Here is a 24,820-nt window from a genome sequence, read left to right as displayed (position 1 = left end):
GCTCAGGGAAACAGGCGCCTGCCGACGAGCAGCGGCAGGCGCAGCGCGAAGCCGCTCACGAGCCGCAAATGCATGCCCGCGAGGAGCAGGTTGTCGCGCACGTAGTTGAAGTGCGAGACGCCGCCTTCACCGGCGCTGAAGTAGCGCACCGGCGCCTCGATGCGGATGGGCCGCACGCCGGCCCAGCACAGGCGCACGGCGGCTTCGGGATCGAAGTCGAAGCGGCGCATCCACATCTGGCGCTGCATGATCGCCGTGAGCGGCGCGATCGGGTAGACGCGAAAGCCGTACAGCGAATCGCCGATGCCGGCCCACAGCGTTTCGACGTCGGCGAAGAGGTTCGAGAGGCGGCGTCCCTGCACGCGCAGTTGCGGCGCACTCGCGTCGAACTTCGGCAAGCCGAGCACCATGGCTTCGGGCGCGGCCTGCGAGGCGGCCATGAACCCGGAAATCAGTTGCGCGGGGTGCTGGCCGTCGGAGTCCATCGTCAGCACGTGGGTGAAGCCGCGCGCCGCGGCGGCTTCCATCCCCGCGAGCACGGCGCCGCCCTTGCCGCGGTTGGCGGGCAGCACGATCACGTGCAGGCCGGGGTCGCGCTCGGCCATCGCTTGCAGGCGCGCGGCGCTGCCGTCGGTGCTGCCGTCCACGACCACCCACACGGGGTTCCATTGCGCGCGTGCGCTGCGCACGGTCTCGTCGAGCTTCTCGCCTGGGTTGTAGCTCGGGATCAGGACGAGATGCGTGGACGAAGGCGTGTCGGACGCGGTGGAAACGCTGGGCGTGGACATGGCAACGGCCGCTTGCGCAGCGGGAGACGTTGAAGAAATTCTAGGTCGCGCCGCCGCGCCCGCGAGGTTTTCGTAACAGGATGCTTCGCCGCCCGCGCCCATGCTTGCGCCGGGCGCGCCGCGCGACTGCCGCTTTGCGTCGAAGGGTTGCACAGACACTCGTATTCCCTCAGAAGGATGACGCGCCGCCGGGCGCGTCAGGCCAGGCCGCCGTTGATCGAGAGCACTTGCCCTGTCACATAGGCGGCCGCGTCGGAGACCAGATAGGCGACCATGCCCGCCACTTCGGCGGGCTGGCCGGCGCGCTGCGCGGGCACGAGCTGCTTGATGCGCTCGGCGGGAAACGCGCGCTCGACCATCGGCGAGGCGATGATGCCCGGCGCGACGGCGTTCACGGTGATGCCGCGCGAGGCCAGTTCCAGCGAGAGCGATTTGGTCGCGCCGATCAGCCCGGCCTTGGCGGCCGCGTAGTTCGCCTGACCGCGATTGCCCATCACGCCCGCGAGCGAGGCGATGTTGACGATGCGCCCGCGCCGCGTGCGGATCATCGGCATGAGGAGCGGTTGCGTCACGTTGAAAAAGCCGTTGAGCGAGACGTCGATCACGCGGCGCCATTGCTCGCGCGTCATGCCCACGAGCGGCGCGTCGTCGTGAATGCCCGCATTGTTCACGAGAATCTGCACGGGCGTGTCTTGCACGAGCTGCGTGAGCGCGGCTTCGGTGGCGTCGGCGTCGGTCACGTCGAAGGCGATGGCGTGCGCGCTGCCGCCCGCCGCCTCGATACGCCGCGCGACGGCCTCGGCCGCGTCGAGATGGCGGTTGGCGTGCACCCAGACTTCATGGCCCGCCTGCGCGAGCGCTTCGCTAATGGCCTGGCCGATTGCGCCGCTGCCGCCTGTCACGAGTGCCCGCATGAGCGCTTCTCCTCTTGATCCTCTCAATCCTTGCAATCCGCTCGATCAACGCACCCGGTGCGCCTCGACATAGGCGGCCAGCGCGCCGAGCGTCGCGAAGATCTTTTCGTTATCCGGATTGTCCGAGCGCAGCTCGAAGCCGTACTTCTTCGAGATCAGGAGGGCGATCTCCAGAATGTCGATCGAGTCGAGCCCGAAGCCTTCGCCATAGAGCGGCGTTTCGGCGTTCACGTCGTCGAGCGAGACATCCTCGAGATTCAGCTCCTCCACGATCAGCGTGGCGAGTTCTTTTTCCAGTGGGTTCATCATGCGTGGTCTCGTCGGGCATGCCGGCGGTAGCGTTCGCCGCCCGATTTTAGGGTTCGTTTGATGTAAAAGTTACGCGGATTCTAGTCGATGGGTATCGGTGCGTATACCGTGCTCCCTCGCGAAAGGGTTACAGAGGGTCGGCGCTCGCCGCCGCGCATTTTGGGACCGGAACGCGCGAGATGCTTGCGCGGCTTTGCGCCCATCTGGATTGCATGGGCGCCGCCGCGCGCGCGACTCCAAACATTCAGTTACAAACGGGCCGCCGTCCGCCCGGATGTTCGCCGCCGGGCATCTTAAAATGTGCATGCCTCGATAAGTCTGCAAGAAACCGGCCTGAATATTGTGTTTTCGTATGACGATTGATGGCGGATTGAAGGCAATCCGCCGCGTCGCTGCGAATCCTCCGATGTTTGCCGACATGCGTTTGCCAACATGCATTTGCCAACATGCCTGACACGTTCATCCCGCCCATTCATTTCGCATTGGGTTGCACCGTAGCCGCTGGCCGGCCGCGCCGCAAGGCGCCCGGCTTCCGGCGTGACGGCGCGCGCCCGCGCGGGGGCCGCAGATGAGCCAGACGGCGAACGCGGCGCGCGCGGCCCTCGCCGTGGCGGCGGTGGCCGCCTGGCAGGTGGGGGCGCACTACGCGGTCGCGACGCCGGGCGCGCACGGCTTCGGCCTTGCCATGGCGCTCGTGCCGCCGCTGCTGCTCGCGCTGGCGGCCGCCGCGCGTTCGGCGCGCCGGGCGTGGCTGCTGCCGCTCTGGGCGCTCGTCGCGCTCGCGCTGTGGCTCGCACGCACGTCTCTTGCTTCACATTTCGAGTGGGGGCTGTATCTGGAGCATGTGAGCTTCAACCTCGCGATGGCGCTGCTGTTCGGGCGCACGCTCGCGGCGGGGCGCGTGCCGTTGTGCACGCAGTTTGCGTCGATGATGCACGCAGGCGCGCTCTCGCCGGCCGTCGCGCGCTACACGCGCCAGATCACGCTCGCCTGGACGCTCTTTTTCGTCGCGATCGCCAGCGTTTCGACGCTGATGTTCGCCATTGCACCGATTGTCGCGTGGTCGACGTTCGCCAACTATCTGGCGCTGCCGCTCGTCGCGGTGATGTTCGTCGCCGAGCACGCGTGCCGGCGTTTTGCGCTGCCGGGCGAACCGCGCGCCGGCATGCTCGACGCGATCCGCGCGTACCGGCACACCACGCGGCACACCACGCAGGCGCACGCGGAGCATCGCTGAACCATGGATGCCGCCACGCCGAACCAGGAATCTGTATCGACTGAAGTTATGCCGACTCATCCGCTTGTTTTTCATTCGTCGCCCGACCAGGTCGTTGCCTGGCGCGACGGCGCGCCCGTCACGGTGCGCACCTTCCTCGCCGACGTGGCGCGCGTGGCCGCGGCGCTGCCGGCGGGCGGCCACGTGTTCAACGTGTGCCGCGACCGCTACCGCTTCACGGTGAGCCTGTGCGCGGCGCTCGTCGCCGGGCGCATCAGCCTGCTGCCTTCCACGCATACGCCCGAGACGGTGCGCCAGCTCGCCTCGTTCGCGCCCGACGCATTCTGCCTGCACGACGCGCCCGACTGCGCGATCGACCTGCCTCGCTTCGCGTATCCCGAAGCGACGCAGGCCGATCCGGACGCAGGAGCGGCACAAGTGGCTCAAGTTGCACAAGCGGCACAAGCGGCACAAGCGGCACAAGCGGCTCAACCCGCCGCCACGGACGCGCCTTTCGTCGTGCCGGAAATCGACGCCGCGCGCATCATGGCCTATGTGTTCACCTCGGGCTCGACGGGCGCGCCCGTGCCGCACCGCAAGACCTGGGGCTTTCTCGTCGCCAACGTGCGCGCGGCCGCCGCGCGCCTCGGCCTGCTCGACGCGCGCGCCTGCACGATCGTCGGCACCGTGCCGCCGCAGCACATGTACGGTTTCGAATCGACGGTGCTGCTTGCGCTGATCGGCGGCCTCGCGTTCAGCAACCGCCTGCCGTTCTACCCCGGCGATATCCGCACGGAACTCGAAGCGGTGCCGCAGCCGCGCGTGCTCGTCACGTCGCCGATCCATCTGCGCGCGCTGCTCGCTACCGACCAGCCGCTGCCCGAAGCCGAACTCGTGCTGTGCGCCACCGCGCCGCTGGCGGAAAAACTCGCGCTCGAAGCCGAGACGCGCCTCACGGCGCCGCTCATCGAAATTTACGGCAGCACCGAAACCGGCCAGATCGCCACGCGCCGCACCGCGCAGGGCGCGACGTGGGAGCTGTTTCCGCGCATTCGCCTCGAAGCGCGCGCGAGCGAAACGCCGGAAAGCGACGACAAGGGCCCGACGGTATGGGTCTCCGGCGGCCACGTGGAAGAACCCGTGCCGATGGGCGACGCGCTCGAACTGCTCGACACGCGGCGCTTCCTGCTGCACGGGCGCAAGGCGGACCTCATCAATATCGCGGGCAAGCGCACGTCGCTCGCCTACCTCAATCATCAGCTCAACGCGATTGCGGGCGTGGTGGACGGCGTGTTCTTCATGCCCGAGCATGAGGAACACGAGGGCGATGGCGAGGGCGTGAAGCGCCTCGTCGCGCTGGTGGTCGCACCGACGCTCGCCGCCGCCGACTTGCAACGCGCGCTGCGCGAGCGTATCGATCCCGCTTTCATGCCGCGCCCGCTCGTGTTCGTCGATTCGCTGCCGCGTAACGACACGGGCAAGCTGCCGCACGACGTGCTCGCGGCGCTCGTCGCGCTGCACACGCGCGGCGCGGGCACGAAGGCGCCGCGCGCGCTTTCGTTTACGATCGCCGCCGACCATCCCGCGCTGCCCGGACACTTCCCGGGGCATCCGGTCGTGCCCGGCGTGGTGCTGCTCGATCATGTCATCGACGCGATCGGCACCTCGCTCAACCGGCCGATGGACGCGTGGAAGCTCAGTTCCGCGAAATTCCTGAGCCCGGCCGCGCCCGGCGAAACGTTCGACCTCGCGTGGGACGAAGGCACGGGCGGCGCGATCCGCTTCACGCTGCGCGCGGGCGCGCGCGACGTGGCGAGCGGCGTGATCGCCGGCGCAATGAGTGGCGGTGCGACGGCGCGCGCCACGAACGACGGAGCGCAGCCATGACGAAGCGCACCGACTGGGCCAGGCAACAGGAACGCAGCAACGCGCTGCTGCTGCGTGTCATGACGTGGATCTCGCTGCGCCTCGGCCGCCGCGCGGGGCGCGCCGTGCTGCATCTGATCGCCGTGTATTTCGTGCTGTTCTCGCCGCGCGCGTGCGCGGCCTCGCGCGACTATCTGCGCCGCGTGCTGGGCCGCCCCGCGCAATGGCGCGATGTGTATCGCCATGTGTTCACGTTTGCCGCGACGATCCACGACCGCATCTATCTGATGAATGCGCGTTTCGACCTGTTCGACATCCGCCCGCACGGCCACACGCTCGTGGACGCCACGCTCGCGAAGGGGCGCGGCGCGTTCCTGATGGGCGGCCACCTGGGCAGCTTCGAGGTGGTGCGCGCGCTCGGCCGCACGCGGCCCGACCTGCGCGTGGTCGTGACGATGTACGAGGAAAACGCGCAGCGGATCAATGCGACGCTCGCGGCCGTGAACCCGGCCGCGAAACCCGAGGTGATCGGTCTCGGCCAGGTCGATTCGATGCTGAGGGTGCACGAGCGTCTGGACCAGAACTGCATGGTCGGCATGCTCGCCGACCGCACGCTGCTCGCCGACGACGCGGCCACCATGCGGCGCATGGCCTTCCTCGGCGAGCCGGCGGCGTTTCCGCTCGGGCCGCTCTACATGGCCGCGATGCTCAAGCGCCCGGTGCTCTTCATGACGGGCCTTTACCGTGGCGGCAACCGCTACGACGTGCACTTCGAAACGCTCGCCGATTTCACGGACGTGCCGCGCGAGGCGCGCCAGCGCGCCATCGACGCGGCGCTCGTGCGCTACGTCTCGCTGCTGGACCGTTACTGCCGCACGGCGCCGTACAACTGGTTCAACTATTTCGACTTCTGGCAGGTCGGCAGGAAGAGCGCGCAGGCGGCGAGCGCCGCCAATGCCGCCAACGCTGCCAACGTCGGAGCGCCCGCGCCGGTCCGTTCCCCGTCGCCCGCTGCGGCGGCTCCCGTGCGCCGCCGCGAGCGCATCGAGCGACGTGAAGCGCGTGCCGCCGCCGCCGAGCTGCCCGTGCATGAGGTAACCGACGCATGAACGCGCTCCGTCCTTCCTCGTTCTTGCGCGCGGCGGCGAGCGCTGCGCTCGTCGCGCTGGCGCTCGCGCCGTTCGCGCAGGCGCAGGCAGCCGATGCCGGGCAGTCCGCCTGGACGCTCGACCGCCTGATGTCCACGCTCGCGCAGCACAAGTCGGGCCGCGCGAGCTTCACGGAAACGAAATACCTGTCGATCGCCACGCAGCCGCTGGAATCGTCAGGAGAACTCGTGTTCGTCGCGCCCGATCATCTGGAAAAGATCACGCAGAGCCCGAAGCCCGAGCACCTCGTGGTGGACGGCGACATGCTCACCGTGCAGCGCGAGAACCACAAATACACGCTTTCGCTCGCGCGCTATCCCGAGCTGGGCGCATTTATCGAGAGCATTCGCGCGACGCTCGCGGGCAACCGCTTCGCGCTCGAACAGGTGTACAAGGTCGCGCTCGCGGGCCAGGGCGACGACTGGACCCTCACGCTCACGCCGCTCGATTCGCGCATGCGCAAGGTGGTGAGCGCGATCACCATAGACGGCACGCGCGACGCGTTGCGCAGCGTCGCGATCCAGCAGGCCGACGGCGATCATTCGCTGATGCGCCTGCACGCCCTTGCCGCGGACACGAACTGATGGACCCGCAAGCGCGCCCCAACGCCATCGCACGCGGCCTCGCGGCGGTGCAACGCCACGCCGTTGCGGTATGGCTGCTGTGCCTCGTGGCGTGCGCGGTGGCGATCGGCCGCGCGAATTTCAGCGCCGACCTTTCCGCGTTCCTGCCGCGCTCGCCGAGCGAGACGCAACGCGTGCTCGTCGACCAGTTGCGCGACGGCCTCGCTTCGCGGCTGATCCTCGTCGCCATCGACGGCGGCTACGAGAGCACGCGCGCCACGCTGTCGCGCCGTGTGGCCGCGACCCTGCGCGCCGATCCGCAGTTCGCGGCCGTGCACAACGGCTCGGGCGAGAGCGACGCACGCGACGAGCAGTTCATGTTCGCGCACCGCTACGTGCTGAGCCCGGCGGTCACGCCGCAGCGCTTTACCGCCCAGGGCATGCACGACGCGCTGGGCGAGAGCCTCGATTTGTTGAGCTCGTCGGCGGGGTTCGTTGCCAAGGACCTGCTGCCGCGCGACCCCACGGGCGAAGTGGCGGCGCTGGTCGGCCAGCTCGACAGCGCGGCGCAGCCCGTGAGCCGTGGCGGCGTGTGGGCCTCGCGTGACGGCCGGCGCGCCGTGCTCGTCGCGCAAACGGCCGCCGCCGGCTCCGACACCGACGCGCAGGCCCGCGCGATCGAGGCCGTGCAGCGCGCCTTCGAAGCCGCCGCACGCACCTTGCCGAATGCTTCGGCCTACCAGGTGTCGATGACGGGGCCGGGCGTGTTCGGGGTCGCCACGCGCGACGCCATTCGCCACGACGTCGAGCGCCTCTCCACGCTGAGCCTCGTGCTCATCGTCGCGCTGCTGCTCACGCTCTACCGCTCGCCGCGCACGCTCGCGCTGGGCCTTCTGCCGGTGCTTTCGGGCGTGGCGGCCGGCATCGCGGCGGTCGCGCTAGCGTTCGGCACCGTGCACGGGTTGACGCTCGGTTTCGGCACGACGCTGATCGGCGAGGCCGTGGATTACTCGATCTACCTGTTCGTGCAGTCGTCGCAGGACGCGAAGCAGGGCAAGGACACGATGCGCGCGTGGCTCGCCGCCTACTGGCCGACTATCCGCCTGGGCGTGCTGACCTCCGTGTGCGGTTTCGCCTCGATGCTGTTCTCGGGCTTCCCCGGCCTCGTGCAACTCGGTCTCTTTTCGATCGCGGGCCTCGCGAGCGCCGCGCTCGTCACGCGCTTCGTGCTGCCGAGGCTGTGCGGCGGCACGATCGCGATTCGCGACGTTTCGCGCATCGGCGCGGTGCTGGCGCGTCTCGCGCAGGGTGCGCCGCGTTTGCGCTGGCCGCTCGCGGCGCTCGTGCTCGGCGCCGTCGCCACGCTGTGGCTGCATCGCGGCGACCTCTGGAGTCAGGAGCTTGCCACGCTGAGCCCGGTGCCCGCCGCGAGCCAGGCGCTCGACACACGCCTGCGCGCCGACGTGGGCGCGCCCGACGTGCGCTATCTCGTGGTGATTCCCGCCGCGAGCGAGCAAGCCGCGCTCGAAGGCGCGGAGAAGGTCGGCGCGCAGTTGCAGCCGCTCGTCGATCGCGGCGTGCTGGGCGGTTTCGAGAGCCCGGCGCGCTATCTGCCGAGCGACGCCATGCAGCGCGCGCGCCTCGCGAGTCTGCCGGAGCGCCAGGTGCTGGCGGCGCGCCTGAACGAAGCCATCCAGAACCAGCCGGTGAGCGTGAAGCCCGACGCCTTCGCGCCGTTCCTCGCCGATGCCGAAGCCGCGCGCGCCGCGCCGCTCGTCACGCGCGCGGACCTCAAGGGCACGTCGATGGCGCTGGCCGTCGACGGGCTGCTGACCCGGCGCGATGGCCAGTGGACCGCGATGCTGGCGCTGCGTGCGCCACAGGCCGCAGCGGCCGCGAACATGGCCGCAAGCACGGCCACAAGCACGCCCAGTCTCGACGCGACGCCCGTGAGCGACGCCGTCGCTCGCGCGAACGTGCCCGGCGCGTTGTTCGTCGATATGAAAGCCGAGGCCGACCGCCTCTACGTGAACTACGTGCACGAAGACATTCGCCTGTCGCTGGCGGGCTTCGCCGCCATCGTCGTCCTGCTCACGCTCGCGTTGCGCTCGCCCGTGCGCGCGGCACATGCGCTCGCGCCGCTCGTGGCGGCCGTGCTGGTCGTGGCGGCGGGCTTCACGCTGGCGGGCGTTCAGCTCACCATCCTGCACTTGGTGGGCATGCTGCTCATCGTGGCGGTGGGCTCGAACTATGCGCTGTTCTTCTGCAAGCAGGCGCGCAACGACCGTACGCAGCGCGCGACGCCGCGCACGCTGGTCTCGCTGCTGGTCGCCAATCTCGCGACGGTGGCGGGCTTCGGCCTGCTCGCGCTTTCCCATGTGCCGTTGCTCGAAACGTTCGGCCTGACGGTCGGGCCGGGCGCGATGCTCGCGCTCGTGTTCGCGGCGATTCTTGCGCCGCCGCTCGCGCAGGCCAGCGCCGCCGCGCGCGTTCCCGCACGCGCCCCCGGCGATTCCCTCGCGCAGCGCCGGCCCGCCCGCGCGCGCGAGGAACACGCGCATATGAACCATTCGCACGGAGGCAGCGCATGAGCACGCCCATGCTGCCCTCCAGGCCGTCCGCGGTCCCGACGCCCGCGTGCGCCACGGCGCGCCGCTGGAAACCCGCGCCGTCGATCTACGGCGCGGCGGCGGTGCACGCGGGCGCGGCCGCCGCGCTGCTTGCGCAGCCGCACGCCTGGCCGTGGGTCGCAGGCGGCGTGGTCGCCTCGCATCTCGCGTTGACCGCCGCCGGGTTGTGGCCGCGCAGCGCGCTGCTCGGGCCCAACTGGACGCGTTTGCCGCAGCATGCGGGCGAGTGCATCGCGCTCACCATCGACGATGGTCCGGACCCCGAAGTAACGCCGCGCGTCCTCGACCTGCTCGACCGTTACGATGCGCGCGCAACGTTCTTCTGCATCGGCGACCTCGCGCGCCGGCATCCGCAGTGGATCGAGGCGATCGTCGCGCGCGGCCACGCGGTCGAAAATCATAGCCAGCGCCACCGTCACACGTTTTCGCTCACCGGGCCGCGCGCGATGAAGCGCGAAATCGAAGCGGCGCAGCGCACGTTGACCGAGATCGCGGGCACCGCGCCGCGTTTCTTTCGCGCGCCCGCGGGCCTGCGCAATCCCTTCCTCGAACCCGTGCTGTGCGACCTGGGTCTGCACCTCGCGAGCTGGACGCGGCGCGGCTTCGACACGCGCGCGAAAGACGCGGGCACGGTCGCGCGCCGCCTGCTCGACGGCCTCGCGCCGCGCGACATCCTGCTCGTGCACGACGGCCACGCGGCCCGCGACGCGCGCGGCGAACCGCTCGTGCTCGACGTGCTGCCGGCGCTCCTGCGCGCCGCCGCCGAAGCCCGCTTGCCGTGGACGACGCTGCGCGCGTGCCTCGACGACCATCCCTGATACCACCGCTGCGACACCGGACCCGATCGACGTGAAACCCCTGATTCTTTCGCACTTCACCGCCACCAGTTGCCTTGGGCGCGGGCTCGCCGCGACGCTCGACGCGCTGCGCGACCGGCGCGGCGGCCTCGCGCCGTGCGACTTCGAGCGCGCGGAACTCGACACGTGGATAGGCGCGGTGGCCGACGTCGAATCGCAAACGATGCGCGCCGATCTCGCGGACTACGCGTGCCGCAACAACCGTCTCGCGCAACTCGGTTTCACGCAGGACGGCTTCGCACAGCATGTCGAAGCCGCCGTCGCGCGCTATGGCGCCGCGCGCGTGGGCGTGTTCGTCGGCACCAGCACCTCGGGCATCCTCGAAACCGAATACGCGTACCGGCGGCGCGACCCGCAAAGCGGCGCGCTCGCGCCGGGCTTTCACTACGCCGAAACGCACAACCCGTATTCGCTTGCCGCCTTCGTGCGCGCCTGGTTCGGGCTGCGCGGACCGGCCACGTCGATCTCGTCGGCGTGCTCGTCGGGGGCGAAGGTGTTCGGCTCCGCGCGCCGCATGATCGAAGCGGGGCTGATCGACGCGGCGGTGGTGGGCGGTGTCGATTCGTTGTGCCTGACAACGCTATATGGCTTCAATTCGCTGGAACTGCTCTCGCGCGACCCGTGCCGTCCGTTCGACGTGAACCGCAACGGCATCTCCATTGGCGAGGCAGCGGCGTTCGCGCTGCTCGAACGCGCGCCGGATACGCCGGACGACGATGCGGTCCTGCTGCTCGGCGTGGGCGAATCGAGTGACGCGCATCACATGTCGTCGCCGCATCCCGACGGGCTCGGCGCGCGCGCGGCGATGGAGCAGGCGCTCGCGACCGCGGGCGTGAGCGCGGGCGAGATCGACTATATCAACCTGCACGGCACGGCCACGCCGAGCAACGACGCCGCCGAAAGCCGCGCGGTCGGCGCGCTGTTCGAGCGCACCCCGTGCAGCTCGACCAAGGGCGCGACCGGCCATACGCTCGGCGCGGCGGGTGCGCTCGAAGCCGTGATTGCGGCGCTCGCGCTGCGCCATCGCTTCATGCCCGCGGGCGTCAACACCGCGCAGCCCGATCCCGCGCTTGGCCTCGACTATGTGCTGGAGAGCCGCGAGGCGCGCGTGGACGTGGTGCTCAGCAATTCGTTCGGCTTCGGCGGCACGAACTGTAGCCTCGTGCTCGGCCGCGCGGATCGCGCACGCGGCGGGAATCCGGCACATCGGGAGCAGACGTCATGAGACTTTCCGCCTTTATCGAAAGCGTTGGCGTGATCGGGCCGGGGCTCGCCGACTGGCCGCATGCCGCCGAGGTGCTCGCCGCGCGCACGCCCTACGTGAGCGCGCAGACGGTGCTGCCGCCGCCCGCCGGGCTGCCCGCCGCCGAGCGCCGCCGCACGGGCGCCGTCGTCAAGACCGCGCTTGCCGTGGGCCACGAGGCCGTGGCGGCGAGCGGGCGCGACGCCACCACGCTGGCCGCCGTGTTCGCGGCCTCGGGCGGCGACGGTCACAACTGCCATGTGATTTGCGAGGCGCTCGCGGGCGACGATCGCCTGCTGTCGCCCACACGCTTTCACAACTCCGTGCACAACGCGCCCGCCGGTTACTGGAGCATCGCGGCGCGCGCGCGGGCCACGTCGAACGTGCTTTGCGCGCACGACGGCAGCTTCGCGGCGGGGCTGCTCGAAAGCGTGTGCCAGGTGGCGGTGGACGGCGTACCGACCCTGCTCGTCGCTTACGACACCGACTATCCCGAGCCGCTGCGCGCGGTGCGCCCCATCGCCGATGCGTTTGGCGTGGCGCTCGTGCTCGCGCCGCAAGCGAGCCCGGCGGCGCTGGCGCGCATCGACGTGACGCTTGTCGAAGCGGAGGCGACCCCGCTCGCCGCAACCGAACTGGAAGCGCTGCGCAGGAACAATCCCGCCGCGCGCGCGCTGCCGCTGCTCGAAGCGCTGGCCGCACGCCGCCCGGGCCGCGTGGTGATCGACTATCTCCCCGAAAGCGAAACGCGCGTGCAACTCGAGGTGTCGATGCCCGAGACCTTCGGAGCGCAGCCATGACGACCCAGGCCGGCCTGCCGGGCGCGCTTGCGAACGTGCTCGCCCATGCCGCTTCGAACGGTCCTCATGCCGTCGCGAACGCGCCGCTGGACCACGCGTGGATTGCCGCGCACATCCCGCACGGCGGCGCGATGTGCCTGCTCGACACCGTGCAGGCGTGGGACGACACGCGCATTCGCTGCACGGCGACGAGCCATCGCGACCCGCACAATCCGCTGCGTCTGCGCGGGCGTCTTTCGGCGGTTTGCGGCGTGGAGTACGCGGCGCAAGCCATGGCCGTGCACGGCGCGATACTGGGCGTGCTGCAAAACTCGCAAGCCTCGCACGACGGCGCGCCGGCCGGCCGCCCGCGCGTGGGCTATCTCGCGAGCGTGCGCAACGTCCAGGCGCACATCGAGCGGCTCGATACGCTCGACACGCCGCTCACAATCGACGCCGAGCGCGTGAGCGGCACCGGCAACAGCATCCTCTACGCCTTTACGGTGCGCGGCGACGACCGCGTGCTGCTCACGGGACGCGCGGCGGTGATGCTCGACGCGTCCGCGGTCATTCGATAGCAACCTCAAAGGGAGCCTACGATGAAAGCCAAACGGTTCATACTCGCGGCCCTCGTGCTCGGCATGGCGAGCTCGATGGCGCACGCCGATCTCCACGAAGTGAAGGAGAATATCAAGCACGATTCGAAGGAGGCGGCCACGAAAACCGGCCACGCCGCGCGCGACTTCGGCCACGCCACCGCGAGCGCGGCGAAGGCCGTGGGCCACGGTATCGCGCATGCGTCGCGCGAAGGTTACGAGGCCACCAAGCGCGCGACCAGGCGCGTGTTCCACAAGGATGGCAAGGACGAGCGGGGCGAGGCTTAACCCCTTGAGGCCTTGCGCGCCGACGCTTATCCCCGTTTCCCTCCCGCCGCGCCTGGGCGCTTGACGCGCCCCGTCGTTTGTATTTCCCCCACGCTTCAAGATCCCGCCGCCCCTGCCGTTAATGCAGGGGCGGCCCCATCGCTCGCCTGGCGGCAGGCGGTGCGCCGCGCACCACACTTGAGATCGAACCGGGTACGGGCTTCAGGCGCGCGGTGCGCGCCACGGCAACAAGAGGGGACGAGGGTATGGTCAATTCCGAAGCGGCGGGAGCGTTCGGCGCAGCGGGATCATGGGACGTTCAGGCGGGCGTGCAGGGAGCGTCGAACGGCGTGAACCGCGCGAGCGGGGCTGACGAGGCGCTCGCCTCCGAGCGCGGCGTGCTGCGCCTCGTGTCGCGCGGCATGCCGCTGCCGGAGTTGCTGGCCGAGGTGTGTTGCCGCGCCGAGCGGCTGCTGGGCGCGGGCGCGAACTGCTCGATCCTGCGGCTCGACGGCGACGGGCGGCGCTTGCGCATCGGCAGCGCGCCGTCGTTGCCCGCGCACTATCACGCCGCGTTCGACGGCACGCCCGTGGGGCCCGGCACGAGCCCCACGGGCACGGCCATCTACGAGCGGCGCACGGTTTGCGTGGAGGACTTCGAGGCGGCGCACACGTGGGGCGAATACCGGCGCATCGCGCTCGACAGCGGGCTGCGCGCGGTCTGGACCACGCCGCTCGACGACGACAACGGCGGCGTGCTTGGCGCGCTCGCCGTCTACCAGAACCGCCCGTGGCGGCCCAACGCGGCTGAGGAGGCCCTGCTGTGCGACATCGCCCGCAGCGTGGCGGTCATGCTCAACCAGCAGACCATCGCCGAGCGGCTCGCGCGCAGCGAGGAGCACCACCGCCTCGTGGTGGACCACCTCAACGAAGGCGTCGTGATGCAGTCGCGCAACGACACCGTGCTCGCCTGCAACCGCAGCGCGCGGCGCATTCTGCGCCTGCCCGAGGACGCCATCGGCCGCAGCATCCTGCATCTGATCCCGCGCGTGCTCGACGAAAACGGCGTGCCCTTGCCGCTCTCGAAGCGTCCCAGCATGCGGGCGCTGGACACGGGCGAGGCCGTGCTCGGCGAGACCGTGGGGCTTGAGCTTGCCGACGGCGAGGTCGTGTGGGTGAACGAGAACGTGCTGCCGATCTTCCGGGCGGGCGAGAGCGAGGCGATTTCCGTGGTGGTCTCGTTCACCGACATCGGGCCGGTGCGCGAGGCGCAGCAGCAACTGCGCTACCTCGCCACGCGCGACGCGCTCACGGGCCTCTACAACCGCACCTTCCTCGCCGAGCGCATGCATGCGCTGCTCGAAAGCGCGAGCGGCACGGAGCGGCCCGCGCTCCTCTTCGTCGATCTCGACGGCTTCAAGAAGGTCAACGACACGGGCGGCCACGAGGCGGGCGACCTGCTGCTGCGCGACGTGGGGCGGCGTTTGACCGGCTGCGTGAGTGAGGCCGATACGCTCGCCCGCGTGGGCGGCGACGAATTCGTGATCGCCGTGCGGCGCTTCGACGACGTGGCCGAGCTGGTCGCGCTCGCGCAGCGCGTGCTCGACGCCATTGCCGCGCCGTTCGCGGTGGCGGGCAACGAGTATTACCTGGGCGCCTCGATCGGCATCAGCGTGTATCCCGACGACGGCCGCAGCGCCGCCGCGCTCATGCGCAACGCCGACTCGGCGATGTACGCCGCCAAGCAGCGCGGCACCAACCAGTTCCAGTTCTTCACGACCGAGCTGCGCCAGCGCCTGCAACGCCGCTTCCAGGTGGAGCGGGGCTTGCGCCGGGCGCTCGCCGCGGGCGAGTTGCGGCTCGTCTATCAGCCCATCGTCGACGGCGCGAGCGGCCTCATGATCGGCGCGGAGGCGCTGTTGCGCTGGGAGAGCGGCGAGCTTGGCCACGTGTCGCCGGTGGAGTTCATCCCCGTGGCTGAGGACACCGGCATGATCGTGCCCATCGGCCAGTGGGTGCTCGAACACGCGTGCCGCCAGGCCGCGCAATGGCGGCGCCTGCTCGCGCCCGACTTTGTGATGGCCGTCAACTTCTCGCCGCGCCAGATCGCCGACGGCGTGGTCGAGCAGGTGCAAAGCTGTCTCGCGAAATCGGGCCTCGCGCCCGAGGCGCTCGAAGTGGAGATCACAGAGGGCATCCTCATGAGCGACAACCAGAGCGTGCTGCCCATCCTGCGCGCGCTCGACGACATTGGCGTGCGCATCTCGGTGGACGACTTCGGCACGGGCTATTCGTCGCTTTCGTATCTGAAGCGCTTTCCGCTGCATCACCTGAAGGTCGATCGCACGTTCGTGGCGGGCCTGCCGGACAATCGCGACTCGGTGGCGATCACCCAGGCCGTCGTGGCGATGGCGCACTCGCTCGGCATGCGGGTGACGGCCGAAGGCGTGGAAACGACCGAGCAGTCGTCGTTTCTGCGCTCGCTTGCCTGTGAGCGCCAGCAGGGCTACCTGTTCGGCAAGCCGGTGAGCGCGCAGGCCTGCGCGGCGCTGCTGCGCGAGCATGGCGCGCAGCGCGTGCGGGCGGACGCGTGAGCCAAACTTGATCCGGCACGGGCGGCCTTGCGCACAAGCCTCAAGATTTCCCGTGCCAGGCCGTAGACGATTGAGGTGCCGGACGCATCACATCACACGACAGAGACACGAGGGAATCATGGAAAGCGGCTTCGCAATCGACGAACGAACCCGCCTGACGAGCACGAACCAGTTCGAACTCTTGCTGTTCCGGCTCGGCGCGGCGCCGGGCAGCGAGGTGGGCGAGATTTTCGGCATCAACGTCTTCAAGGTGCGGGAAATCCTGAGCATGCCGGCGATCACGCCGATCGCGGCATCGTCCCCCTATGTGCTCGGCGCGGCCAACATCCGGGGCCAGGTGATGCCCGTGATCGACTTGCCCAAGCTGATGGGCTGTGAACCGGCCACGGGCCGCAACATTTTGCTCGTCACGGAATTCGCGCGCTCCACGCAGGGCTTCGCGCTCGAAAGCGTGGACGAGATCGTGCGGCTCGAATGGAGCCAGGTGCTCACCGCCGACGTGACGATGGGCAACCGCGTGACGAGCATCGCGCGCCTCGGCAACGATCCCGAGAGCACGAAGCTCGTGCAGGTGGTGGACGTGGAGCAGGTGCTGCGCGACGTGTTCCCGGCGCAGCATGGCGCAGTCGTGCCGGAAGAAGTGGGCGAGCCCGCGGTGATTCCGCCGGGCGCGAAGGTGCTGGCGGCCGACGACTCGGGCTTCGCGCGCGAGCTGATCGGGCAGAGCCTCAGCGCGCTGGGCGTGGAGTACACGATGGCGAAAACGGGCCTCGAAGCGTGGAAGCAGCTCGAAGCGATCGCGACGAGCGCGGAGCGCGAAGGCTTGCGCGCGAAGGACCGCATCGCGCTCGTGCTCACCGACCTCGAAATGCCGGAGATGGACGGCTTCACCTTGACGCGCAAGATCAAGGCGGACCCGCGCACCGTGGACATTCCCGTGGTGATCCACTCGTCGCTCACGGGCACCGCGAACGAAGCGCACGTGAAGAACGCGGGCGCGAGCGGCTATGTGGCGAAATTCGCCGCGGGCGATCTCGCCGGCGCGATTCGCAACGCGCTGGCGGGAAAAACGGTTTACGCCTGATCGCATCGCCATGATGCATGCGCCGGAGCGCGACGCTCCGGCGCGCTCCTTCTTTGCGTCTCCCGTTCGAACACACGAACGCTTTCCTCAGACGTGTGCCGCCCAGGTACGTCGTATGCGCATCCTTTACCGCGTCATTATCGGTAAATATATCACGTTGTGATGTATTGACTATAATGCACGAAGGTGCACTTATTTTGCGCGCATGCGGCCGTGCAACGGGTTGCCGACCGGCGCAAGGAGGACAACCATGGGCGGCAAGCTTTCCAATCCGGCGCCGCTAGGCCTCGCCGGTTTCGCATTCACCACGTGGATGCTCAGCATGATCAACGCGGGCTGGTACAGCGCCGATGCGATGGGCCTCGTGCTCGCGCTTGCGTTTGCATTTGGCGGCACCGCACAGATGATCGCGGGCGTCATGGAGTTTCCGCGCGGCAATACCCTCGGCACCGTGGCGTTCCTGAGCTACGGCGCGTTCTGGTGGTCCTTCGCGCTTTTCGTCGGGTTCCTCGGCACGAAGGTGCCCGAGTCGTTCGTTGGCTGGTATCTGCTCGTTTGGGGCGTGTTCACGTTCTATATGTGGATTGGCTCCATGCACACGAGTACGTCGGTGCAACTCGTGTTTCTCGCGCTGTGGATTACCTTCGGACTGCTGGCCATTGGCATCTGGACCGACATGACGGCCATCACGCGTCTGGGCGGCTATGCGGGGCTCGTCACGGCGGCGCTGGCGTTCTACGCGTCGGCGGCCATGGTGATCAACGAAAGCTTTGGGCGCACCGTGCTGCCCACGCATCCCTACATCGAACCGCATCCGCACGCGGCTTGAGCGTTTCCGGCGCCGCCGCGCCATCGCGCCCGGCGGCGCTTCATCCCGAGGAGCACGTCATGGATGAGCATCTGGTCTTTCCGCCTTCCGCGGAATGGGCCGCGAAGGCATGGGTCGACCAGGCCGGTTATGAAGCGATGTACCGCCGCTCGACCGAGGACCCCGAAGCGTTCTGGGGCGAACAGGGCAAACGGCTCGACTGGATCAAACCGTACACCCGCGTGAAGGACGTCTCGTTCGCGAGCCGCGACCTGCACATACGCTGGTTCTACGACGGCACGCTCAACGTATCGAGCAACTGTCTCGACCGGCATGTGGCCGCGCGTGGCGAGCGGCCCGCCATCATCTGGGAGGGCGACGATCCCGCGGTGAGCCGGACCATCACGTATCGCGAGTTGCATGCCGAGGTGTGCAAGTTCGCCAATGCGCTCAAGTCGCTGGGCGTGAAGCGCGGCGAGCGCGTGACGATCTATATGCCGATGATTCCCGAGGCCGCGGTGGCGATGCTCGCCTGCGCGCGCATCGGCGCGATCCATTCGGTGGTGTTCGGCGGCTTCTCGCCCGAGGCGCTTGCCAACCGCATTCAGGACTGCGCTTCGACGCTCGTCATTACGGCCGACGAAGGCGTGCGCGGCGGCCGCACGATCGCAATGAAGGCCAGCGCCGACGCCGCCATGGCGAAATGCCCCGAGGTGAGCGCGTGCGTGGTGGTACGGCGCACGGGTGGCAAGATCGACTGGCGCGAAGGGCGCGACCACTGGTATCACGAACTGATCGATCGGAGTCCTGCGGATTGTCCGGTGGAGGAAATGAACGCCGAAGATGCGCTGTATATCCTCTACACCTCCGGCTCGACGGGCAAGCCCAAAGGCGTTGTCCACACCACGGGCGGTTACTTGACCTATGTGTCGCTCACGCACCAGTACGTGTTCGACTATCACGACGGCGATGTGTACTGGTGCACGGCCGATGTGGGCTGGGTGACGGGGCACAGCTACATCGTCTACGGGCCGCTTGCCAATGGCGCGACCACGCTCATGTTCGAAGGCTTGCCGAACTATCCCGACAGTTCGCGCTTCTGGCAGGTGTGCGACAAGCACAACGTGCAGATCATCTACACCGCGCCCACGGCCATTCGCGCGCTCGTGCGCGACGGCGAGGGGCCGGTCAAGCGCACTTCGCGCAAGTCGCTGCGCCTGCTCGGCACGGTGGGCGAACCGATCAATCCGGCGGCATGGCTCTGGTATTACGAAGTGGTGGGCGACAAGCGCTGCCCCGTTGTCGATACCTGGTGGCAAACCGAAACGGGCGGCATCATGATCACGGCGCTGCCGGGTGCGACCACGCTCAAGCCGGGCTCGGCCACGCGGCCGTTCTTCGGCATCCGCCCGGCGATCGTCGACGAAAAGGGCAACGTGCTCGACGGCCCGGCGGCCGGCAGCCTCTGCATGCTCGACTCGTGGCCGGGGCAAATGCGCTACGTCTACGGCGACCCCGAGCGCATGCGTCAGGTCTATTACAGCCAGTTCGAAGGCAAGTATTACACGGGCGACGGCTGCTACCGCGACGCCGATGGCGACTACTGGATCACGGGGCGTATCGACGATGTGGTGAACGTCTCGGGGCACCGGCTGGGGACGGCGGAGGTGGAGAGCGCGCTGGTCTCGCACCCCGACGTGGCGGAAGCGGCCGTAGTAGGCTTTCCGCATTCGCTCAAGGGGCAGGGCATCTATGCCTATGTGACGCTGAAGGCGGGCGTGGAGCCGAGCGATGCGCTGCGCGCGGCGCTCGTGGCGCGCGTGCGCCAGGAGATCGGGCCGATCGCGAGCCCCGATTTCATCCAGTGGGCCCCGGTGTTGCCGAAAACGCGTTCTGGCAAGATCATGCGTCGCATTCTGCGCAAGATCGCCGATGGCGAGTATGAAAACCTGGGCGATGTTTCGACGCTGGCCGACCCGCGCGTGGTGAAGGAGTTGATCGACCATCGCGTGGCGCACTGAGAGAGGCGGATGCGCTCAAAAACGTTCACAAACGTCTTTGAGCGCGCCGCGGTGCAATACCGCAGATAGCTTCGCCCGGATAGCTTCGCCCGGCACGGCGGTCCCCATTTTCCCGCTCTGCGCGTGTATACAAAGTTGCCTCGCGGCGCTCCGCGCGCACGCGGTTTGTATACGCGCATACCCTATACCATTTAAACGGTCGCGGGCACCTATCATGGATAAGTCATGATGCGCCGGGTTCCCTTGCAGGCCGCACGCCATGAGCGCGCGACGTTCGCGGGGTCTCGTACCGGACGAATTATTTCGTTTTGCTAACTGACCGCGCGGGCTCGCCTGCGTTGCGGCATCGCCCGGTCGGGTCCATAGTCAGGAGCCGCTCACATGAATCTTCAGAACAATGGCACGCCCGACGCACCCCGCCAGCGGGGCACGTTGCACGCAACGTTAGGCGCCGCCCTTTTTGCGCTGGCCGCGCTCGCGCCGGGCCTCGTGCCGGGTCTCGCGTATGGCCAGACCATCAAGATCGGCGTGCCCGTGCCGCTTTCGGGCAGCAGCGCTGCTGCCGGCACGGACATCGTGAACGGCGCGAAGCTCGCGGCCGCGAAGATCAACGCGGCGGGCGGCGTGCTCGGCAAGCAGATCGAACTCGTGCCCGAGGACGACGCGTGCGACGCGCAAACGGCGGTGCAGGCCGCGCAGAAACTCGTGGACGCGGGCGTGGTGGCCGTGGCGGGCGGCTATTGTTCGAGCGCGGCGCTGCCCGAACTGACGGCGTTCCACCGGGCCGGGATTCCCTACGTGCTTGACGCCTCGACCAATCCCAAGCTCACCGAAATGGGCTACGACACGGTGTTTCGCACGATAGGCCGCGACGACCAGCAAGGGCCCTTCGCGGCGAGCTTCATGAAGAACGCGCTGAACGTGAAGCGCGTGGCGGTGATCGACGACAACACGACTTACTCGAAGGGCCTCGCGCAGAACACGGTCGAAGCGCTCAAGAAGATGGGCGTGGACGTGGTCTACGCCGACTCGATCACGCCGGGCCAGATGGATTATTCGCCCACGCTCACCAAGGTTTCATCGCTCAAGCCGGACGTGATCTACTACACGGGTTATTTCTCCGAAGCCGGCCTGCTCGTCAAGGAAGCACGCCAGGTGGGCCTGAAAATGACCTTCATGGGCGGCGACGCCACCAACGACCCGACGCTCATGAAGACGGCGGGCCCGGCCGCGGACGGCATGATCATCACGACCTCGCCGCTCGCGCAGTTCCTTTCGGGCGCGCACGACTACGTGGACCAGTACACGAAGACCTATGGGCAAGGGCCGGGACCGTATTCCGTGTATGAATACGACGCCGTGGGCGTGACGGCCAAGGCGATTGCCGACGCGAAATCGACCAAGCCCGCCGATATCGCTGCGGCGCTGCACAAGATCACGAATTATCCGGGCCTCACCGGGCAGATCGGCTTCAATCCGAAGGGCGATCGCAGCCGCGCCGTGTACATCACGATCATCGTGCGCAACGACCAGTTCGAGCCGTATCAGCGGCAGGATGCGAGCGGCAAGTGGGTGGCGATGAAGTAAGCGCCCCGGGCCGCCCATGAGCACCTTTCTCCAGTTCGTCGTCGAGGGGCTGACGATCGGCTCGTTCTACGCGCTCGTCGCCCTCGGCTACACGATGGTCTACGGCATCATCCGGCTCATCAACTTCGCGCACGGCGATCTCTTCATGGTGGGCGCGTTCGTGGGCTGGACCGCGCTCTCCACGCTCGCGGCCGGACGCCTGCCGCTCGCGCTGGCGCTGTTCGTGGCTTTCGCGGCGGCCATGCTGGCCACGGGCGTGCTGGGCGTGGCGATCGCGCGCGTGGCCTACCAGCCGCTCTTGCGCGCGCCGCGCCTGTCCATCCTCATCACCGCGCTAGGCATTTCGCTGCTGCTGGAGAACGGCGTGTTGATCGCCTATGGCGCGGGCTTTCGCACCTATCCGCATCTGCTCACGCATACGGGCTTCGACGTGATGCAGGTGCACGTGACCTTCGCGCAGATCGGCATCGTCGCGGCGAGCTTCGCGCTCATGATCGCGCTCTATTTGTTCGTACACCATACGTTTATCGGCACGGCCATGCGCGCGCTTGCGATCGACCAGGACGCGGCGCGCCTCATGGGCATCGACGTCGAGCGGCTCATCCAGCTCACGTTCTTCATCGGCTCGGCGCTGGCCGCCGTGGCGGGCGTGATGGAAGGTCTCTTCTACACGCAGATCAACTTCTTCATGGGCTTCGTGCTCGGGCTGCGTGCGTTTACGGCGGCGGTGCTGGGCGGTATCGGCAACATTCCGGGTGCGATGGTGGGCGGCTTCCTGATCGGGCTGCTGGAGGCGTTCGGCGCGGGCTATGTGTCCTCGCAATGGACTGACGTGTTCGTGTTCGGCGTATTGATCGCCGTGCTTGTGGTGAAGCCGACGGGGTTGTTCGGCGAGCGCGTTGTCGAGAGGATGTGAGCGATGCGCGCGCGGGCTTCGCAGACCTCATGGGTCGCCGCCATCGTGCTGATCGCGGCGGCGATCGCGATTCCCGCGTTCGCGAGCGGCTATATCGTCGATGTCGGGCTCACCATCATCACGTATGCGATCCTCGGCCTCGGGCTCAATATCGTGGTGGGCTATGCGGGGTTGCTCGACCTCGGCTATGCGGCCTTCTTCGCTATCGGCGCGTACACCACCGCACTGCTCGAAACGCTGCTGCATTTCACGTTCTGGGAAACGCTGCCGTTCAGCATCGCGTTCGCGGGCGCTTCGGGCATCGTGATCGGCTATCCCACGCTGCGGCTGCGCAGCGACTATCTCGCCATCGTCACGCTCGGCTTTGGCGAGATCACGCGTATCGTCGCGACCAATCTCGACATCACGGGCGGACCGAACGGCATTTACGGCATCGAGCCGCCCAGCCTGTTCGGCTACGAGATCAGTTCGCCGCGCGCGGTGTATCTGCTCGGCATGGCGTTTTTCATCGTGGTGCTGGTGTTCGCGGTGCGCCTTGGGCGCTCGCGCCTGGGGCGCGCGTGGACCAGCATTCGCGAAGACGAGGCCGCAGCGGAAGCGGTGGGCGTCGCGACGCTGCGCGCGAAAATGCTCGCCTACGTGATGGGCGCGCTGATCGGCGGGCTGGCGGGCAGTCTCTTCGCCGCGCGCTTCGGCACCATCGATCCCACGGCGTTCACCTATCTCCAGTCGGTCACGATTCTCATCGTCGTGGTGATGGGCGGGCGCGGCAGCATTCCCGGCGTGATACTCGGCGCGGTGATCGTGGCGGGGCTGCCGGAGCTGCTGCGCTTCCTGAACCTGTGGCGCATTTTCGGCTTCGCCGTGGCGCTCGTCGTGCTCATGTTGTTGCGCCCGCAAGGATTGTGGCCCGCGCACGTGCGGCGCGCGGCACCCCGGCCCGAGGAGGAGAGGGTGGCCCACGAGGCGGAGGCGGCGGAAGCGGCGGGGCACGAAAGCGCGCCGGCCGTCGCCATTGCCGACACCAGCGCGATCGACGCCGCCACCGCGCGCGAAACGCTGCTCGAAGTGCACGGTCTCGAACGCCGCTTTGGCGGCGTGCGCGCCATAGGCGGCATCAGCTTCGAGGTACGCAGCGGCGAGATCCTCGCGCTGATCGGCCCGAACGGCGCGGGCAAGACCACGGTGTTCAACTGTCTGACCGGCGTGATCCGGCCCACCGGCGGGCGCCTTGTCTGGCGCGGCGAGCCGCTTGTGGGCGGCGCGCCGCACCGCAACGTGCATCGCGGCATCGCGCGCACGTTTCAGGGCATCCGCTTGTTCAACCACATGAGCGCGTTCGAGAACGTGCTGATCGGCATGGATCACCGTCTGCACACGCCCTTCGTGGCGGAACTGCTGGGCACGCGCGCCGCGCGCAACGAAGCGGCGGAGCACGGGGCGCTGGGCCAGCGCTGGCTCGATCTAGTGGGGCTCGGCGCGCGCGCGAGCGAATATGCTTCGGACCTGCCTTATGGCGATCAGCGCAGGCTCGAAATTGCGCGTGCGCTGGCGAGCCAGCCGCGCCTGCTGCTGCTCGACGAACCGGCCGCGGGCATGAATCCCACTGAAAAGCACGCGTTGATGGCGCAGATCCGCCGCATTCGCGACCTGGGCGTGACGGTGCTGCTGATCGAGCACGACATGGCGCTCGTGATGGGCGTGTCGGACCGCATTATCGTGATGGACCACGGCGAGATCATCGCCGAGGGCGCGCCCGCGCAGATCCAGAACGATCCCGTGGTCATCGACGCCTATCTGGGCACAGCCGAGGAAGACGACGGGCCCGATGCCGCCGGCGGGGAGAAGTCGCTATGGAGCTAGGCGCGGGCAACCCGCTCCTCGACGTTCGCGACCTGCGCGTGAACTACGGCAACATCGAAGCGCTGCACGGCATCTCGCTCGATGTCGGGCCGGGTGAGATCGTCGCGCTGCTCGGGGCCAACGGCGCGGGCAAGACGACGACGCTGCGCACGATCTCCGGGCTGCTGCGCCCGCGTGGCGGCACGATCGCGTTCGAGGGGCAGGCGCTCGTCGGGTTGCCGTCGCATCGCGTCGTCGCGCTCGGCATCGGCCACGTGCCCGAGGGGCGGCGTATTTTTGGCGGCCTCACCGTGGAGGAGAATCTGCGCCTGGGCGGCTACCTGCTGCGGCGCGACGCTGCCGCGCTCGAACAGGGCATTGCACAGGCCTACGAAACATTTTCGCGACTGCACGAACGTAAGGACCAGCTCGCGGGCACGCTGAGCGGCGGCGAACAGCAAATGCTCGCCATTGCGCGGGCGCTCATGCTCAAGCCGAAGCTCGTGCTGCTCGACGAGCCATCCATGGGCCTGGCGCCGAAGCTCGTGCGCGGCATTTTCGAGGTGATCGCGCGCATCAGTAGCGCGGGCACGGCCGTTCTGCTTGTGGAGCAGAACGCACGCCAGGCGCTGCGCATCGCGAGCCGGGCTTACGTGCTGGAGGGGGGCCGTGTGGCGCTTTCGGGTTCGTCGAGCGAGCTGGCGGGCGACAACCGCGTGCGCGCGACGTATCTGGGCGGCAGTGCGTTACCGCCGGGGCAGGCGTAGCGCATCGCGCCCAAAGCCGCTCACA

General features: G+C 68.5%; 20 protein-coding genes and 1 pseudogene. 18 read left to right on the top strand and 3 right to left on the bottom strand.

Going from position 1 to position 24,820, the window contains the following annotated elements:
• Positions 1-2: 2 nt before the first annotated feature.
• From C7401_RS07075 to C7401_RS07065, 3 genes are all read right to left on the bottom strand, one after another.
• Complete coding sequence (locus tag C7401_RS07075; RefSeq protein WP_244314805.1) at positions 3-788, bottom strand: glycosyltransferase family 2 protein; 786 nt, start codon at positions 786-788, stop codon at positions 3-5.
• Positions 789-985: 197 nt separating this feature from the next.
• Positions 986-1,702 (bottom strand): 3-oxoacyl-ACP reductase FabG, encoded by a 717-nt coding sequence (fabG, locus tag C7401_RS07070; RefSeq protein ID WP_112170629.1) that lies wholly within the window; start codon positions 1,700-1,702, stop codon positions 986-988.
• 45 nt (positions 1,703-1,747) lie between these two features.
• Positions 1,748-2,008, bottom strand: a complete 261-nt coding sequence (locus C7401_RS07065) for a phosphopantetheine-binding protein (RefSeq protein WP_112170728.1) — start codon at positions 2,006-2,008, stop codon at positions 1,748-1,750.
• Positions 2,009-2,579: 571 nt separating this feature from the next.
• Here C7401_RS07065 and C7401_RS07060 point away from each other — a divergent pair.
• The 18 genes and pseudogenes from C7401_RS07060 to C7401_RS06975 all read left to right on the top strand — a co-directional run bounded on the left by C7401_RS07060 (position 2,580) and on the right by C7401_RS06975 (position 24,795).
• Positions 2,580-3,248: a COG4648 family protein gene (locus tag C7401_RS07060; protein WP_112170628.1), complete on the top strand. Its 669-nt coding sequence runs from the start codon at positions 2,580-2,582 to the stop codon at positions 3,246-3,248.
• A 48-nt stretch (positions 3,249-3,296) separates the two neighbouring features.
• Positions 3,297-5,114: an AMP-binding protein gene (locus C7401_RS07055; protein ID WP_112170627.1), complete on the top strand. Its 1,818-nt coding sequence runs from the start codon at positions 3,297-3,299 to the stop codon at positions 5,112-5,114.
• Positions 5,111-6,043 (top strand): annotated as a pseudogene (locus C7401_RS07050) (lysophospholipid acyltransferase family protein); the annotation flags it as partial. The gene C7401_RS07055 and the pseudogene C7401_RS07050, both read left to right, overlap by 4 nt.
• A gap of 155 nt (positions 6,044-6,198) precedes the next feature.
• Positions 6,199-6,825, top strand: a complete 627-nt coding sequence (locus tag C7401_RS07045; RefSeq protein WP_112170625.1) for an outer membrane lipoprotein carrier protein LolA — start codon at positions 6,199-6,201, stop codon at positions 6,823-6,825.
• The gene (locus C7401_RS07040) at positions 6,825-9,395 is read left to right on the top strand and encodes an MMPL family transporter (protein WP_112170624.1); all 2,571 of its coding nucleotides are present in this window, start codon (positions 6,825-6,827) and stop codon (positions 9,393-9,395) included. Before C7401_RS07045 ends, C7401_RS07040 begins: the two co-directional genes overlap by 1 nt.
• Entirely contained in the window at positions 9,392-10,252 is an 861-nt protein-coding gene (locus C7401_RS07035; RefSeq protein WP_258396914.1) for a polysaccharide deacetylase family protein, read from the top strand. Before C7401_RS07040 ends, C7401_RS07035 begins: the two co-directional genes overlap by 4 nt.
• Positions 10,253-10,283: 31 nt before the next feature.
• Complete coding sequence (locus tag C7401_RS07030) at positions 10,284-11,516, top strand: beta-ketoacyl-[acyl-carrier-protein] synthase family protein (protein ID WP_112170623.1); 1,233 nt, start codon at positions 10,284-10,286, stop codon at positions 11,514-11,516.
• The gene (locus C7401_RS07025) at positions 11,513-12,334 is read left to right on the top strand and encodes a beta-ketoacyl synthase chain length factor (RefSeq protein ID WP_112170622.1); all 822 of its coding nucleotides are present in this window, start codon (positions 11,513-11,515) and stop codon (positions 12,332-12,334) included. The genes C7401_RS07030 and C7401_RS07025 overlap by 4 nt, the downstream gene beginning before the upstream one ends.
• Positions 12,331-12,891, top strand: a complete 561-nt coding sequence (locus tag C7401_RS07020) for a hotdog family protein (protein WP_258396913.1) — start codon at positions 12,331-12,333, stop codon at positions 12,889-12,891. The genes C7401_RS07025 and C7401_RS07020 overlap by 4 nt, the downstream gene beginning before the upstream one ends.
• Before the next feature lie 21 nt (positions 12,892-12,912).
• Positions 12,913-13,197, top strand: coding sequence for a hypothetical protein (locus C7401_RS07015; RefSeq protein ID WP_112170621.1), 285 nt, complete (start codon positions 12,913-12,915; stop codon positions 13,195-13,197).
• A gap of 245 nt (positions 13,198-13,442) precedes the next feature.
• On the top strand, positions 13,443-15,770 hold the full coding sequence (locus tag C7401_RS07010; protein WP_112170620.1) for a sensor domain-containing phosphodiesterase: 2,328 nt from the start codon (positions 13,443-13,445) through the stop codon (positions 15,768-15,770).
• Positions 15,771-15,888: 118 nt separating this feature from the next.
• The gene (locus C7401_RS07005) at positions 15,889-16,854 is read left to right on the top strand and encodes a chemotaxis protein (protein ID WP_112170619.1); all 966 of its coding nucleotides are present in this window, start codon (positions 15,889-15,891) and stop codon (positions 16,852-16,854) included.
• 250 nt (positions 16,855-17,104) lie between these two features.
• On the top strand, positions 17,105-17,683 hold the full coding sequence (locus C7401_RS07000; RefSeq protein ID WP_112170618.1) for an acetate uptake transporter: 579 nt from the start codon (positions 17,105-17,107) through the stop codon (positions 17,681-17,683).
• 59 nt (positions 17,684-17,742) lie between these two features.
• Positions 17,743-19,683 (top strand): acetate--CoA ligase, encoded by a 1,941-nt coding sequence (acs, locus tag C7401_RS06995; RefSeq protein ID WP_112170725.1) that lies wholly within the window; start codon positions 17,743-17,745, stop codon positions 19,681-19,683.
• Between the two features lie 381 nt (positions 19,684-20,064).
• On the top strand, positions 20,065-21,270 hold the full coding sequence (locus tag C7401_RS06990; protein WP_112170617.1) for a branched-chain amino acid ABC transporter substrate-binding protein: 1,206 nt from the start codon (positions 20,065-20,067) through the stop codon (positions 21,268-21,270).
• Between the two features lie 16 nt (positions 21,271-21,286).
• The gene (locus C7401_RS06985) at positions 21,287-22,186 is read left to right on the top strand and encodes a branched-chain amino acid ABC transporter permease (RefSeq protein WP_112170616.1); all 900 of its coding nucleotides are present in this window, start codon (positions 21,287-21,289) and stop codon (positions 22,184-22,186) included.
• A 3-nt stretch (positions 22,187-22,189) separates the two neighbouring features.
• Positions 22,190-24,049: a branched-chain amino acid ABC transporter ATP-binding protein/permease gene (locus tag C7401_RS06980; protein WP_112170615.1), complete on the top strand. Its 1,860-nt coding sequence runs from the start codon at positions 22,190-22,192 to the stop codon at positions 24,047-24,049.
• Complete coding sequence (locus tag C7401_RS06975; RefSeq protein WP_112170614.1) at positions 24,040-24,795, top strand: ABC transporter ATP-binding protein; 756 nt, start codon at positions 24,040-24,042, stop codon at positions 24,793-24,795. The genes C7401_RS06980 and C7401_RS06975 overlap by 10 nt, the downstream gene beginning before the upstream one ends.
• Positions 24,796-24,820: the final 25 nt, after the last annotated feature.

The sequence above is a fragment of the Paraburkholderia unamae genome, assembly GCF_003268775.1.
GTDB lineage: Bacteria > Pseudomonadota > Gammaproteobacteria > Burkholderiales > Burkholderiaceae > Paraburkholderia > Paraburkholderia unamae.
Note: the sequence above shows the minus strand (reverse complement) of the source record. Positions and strands in the feature narration are given on the sequence as shown.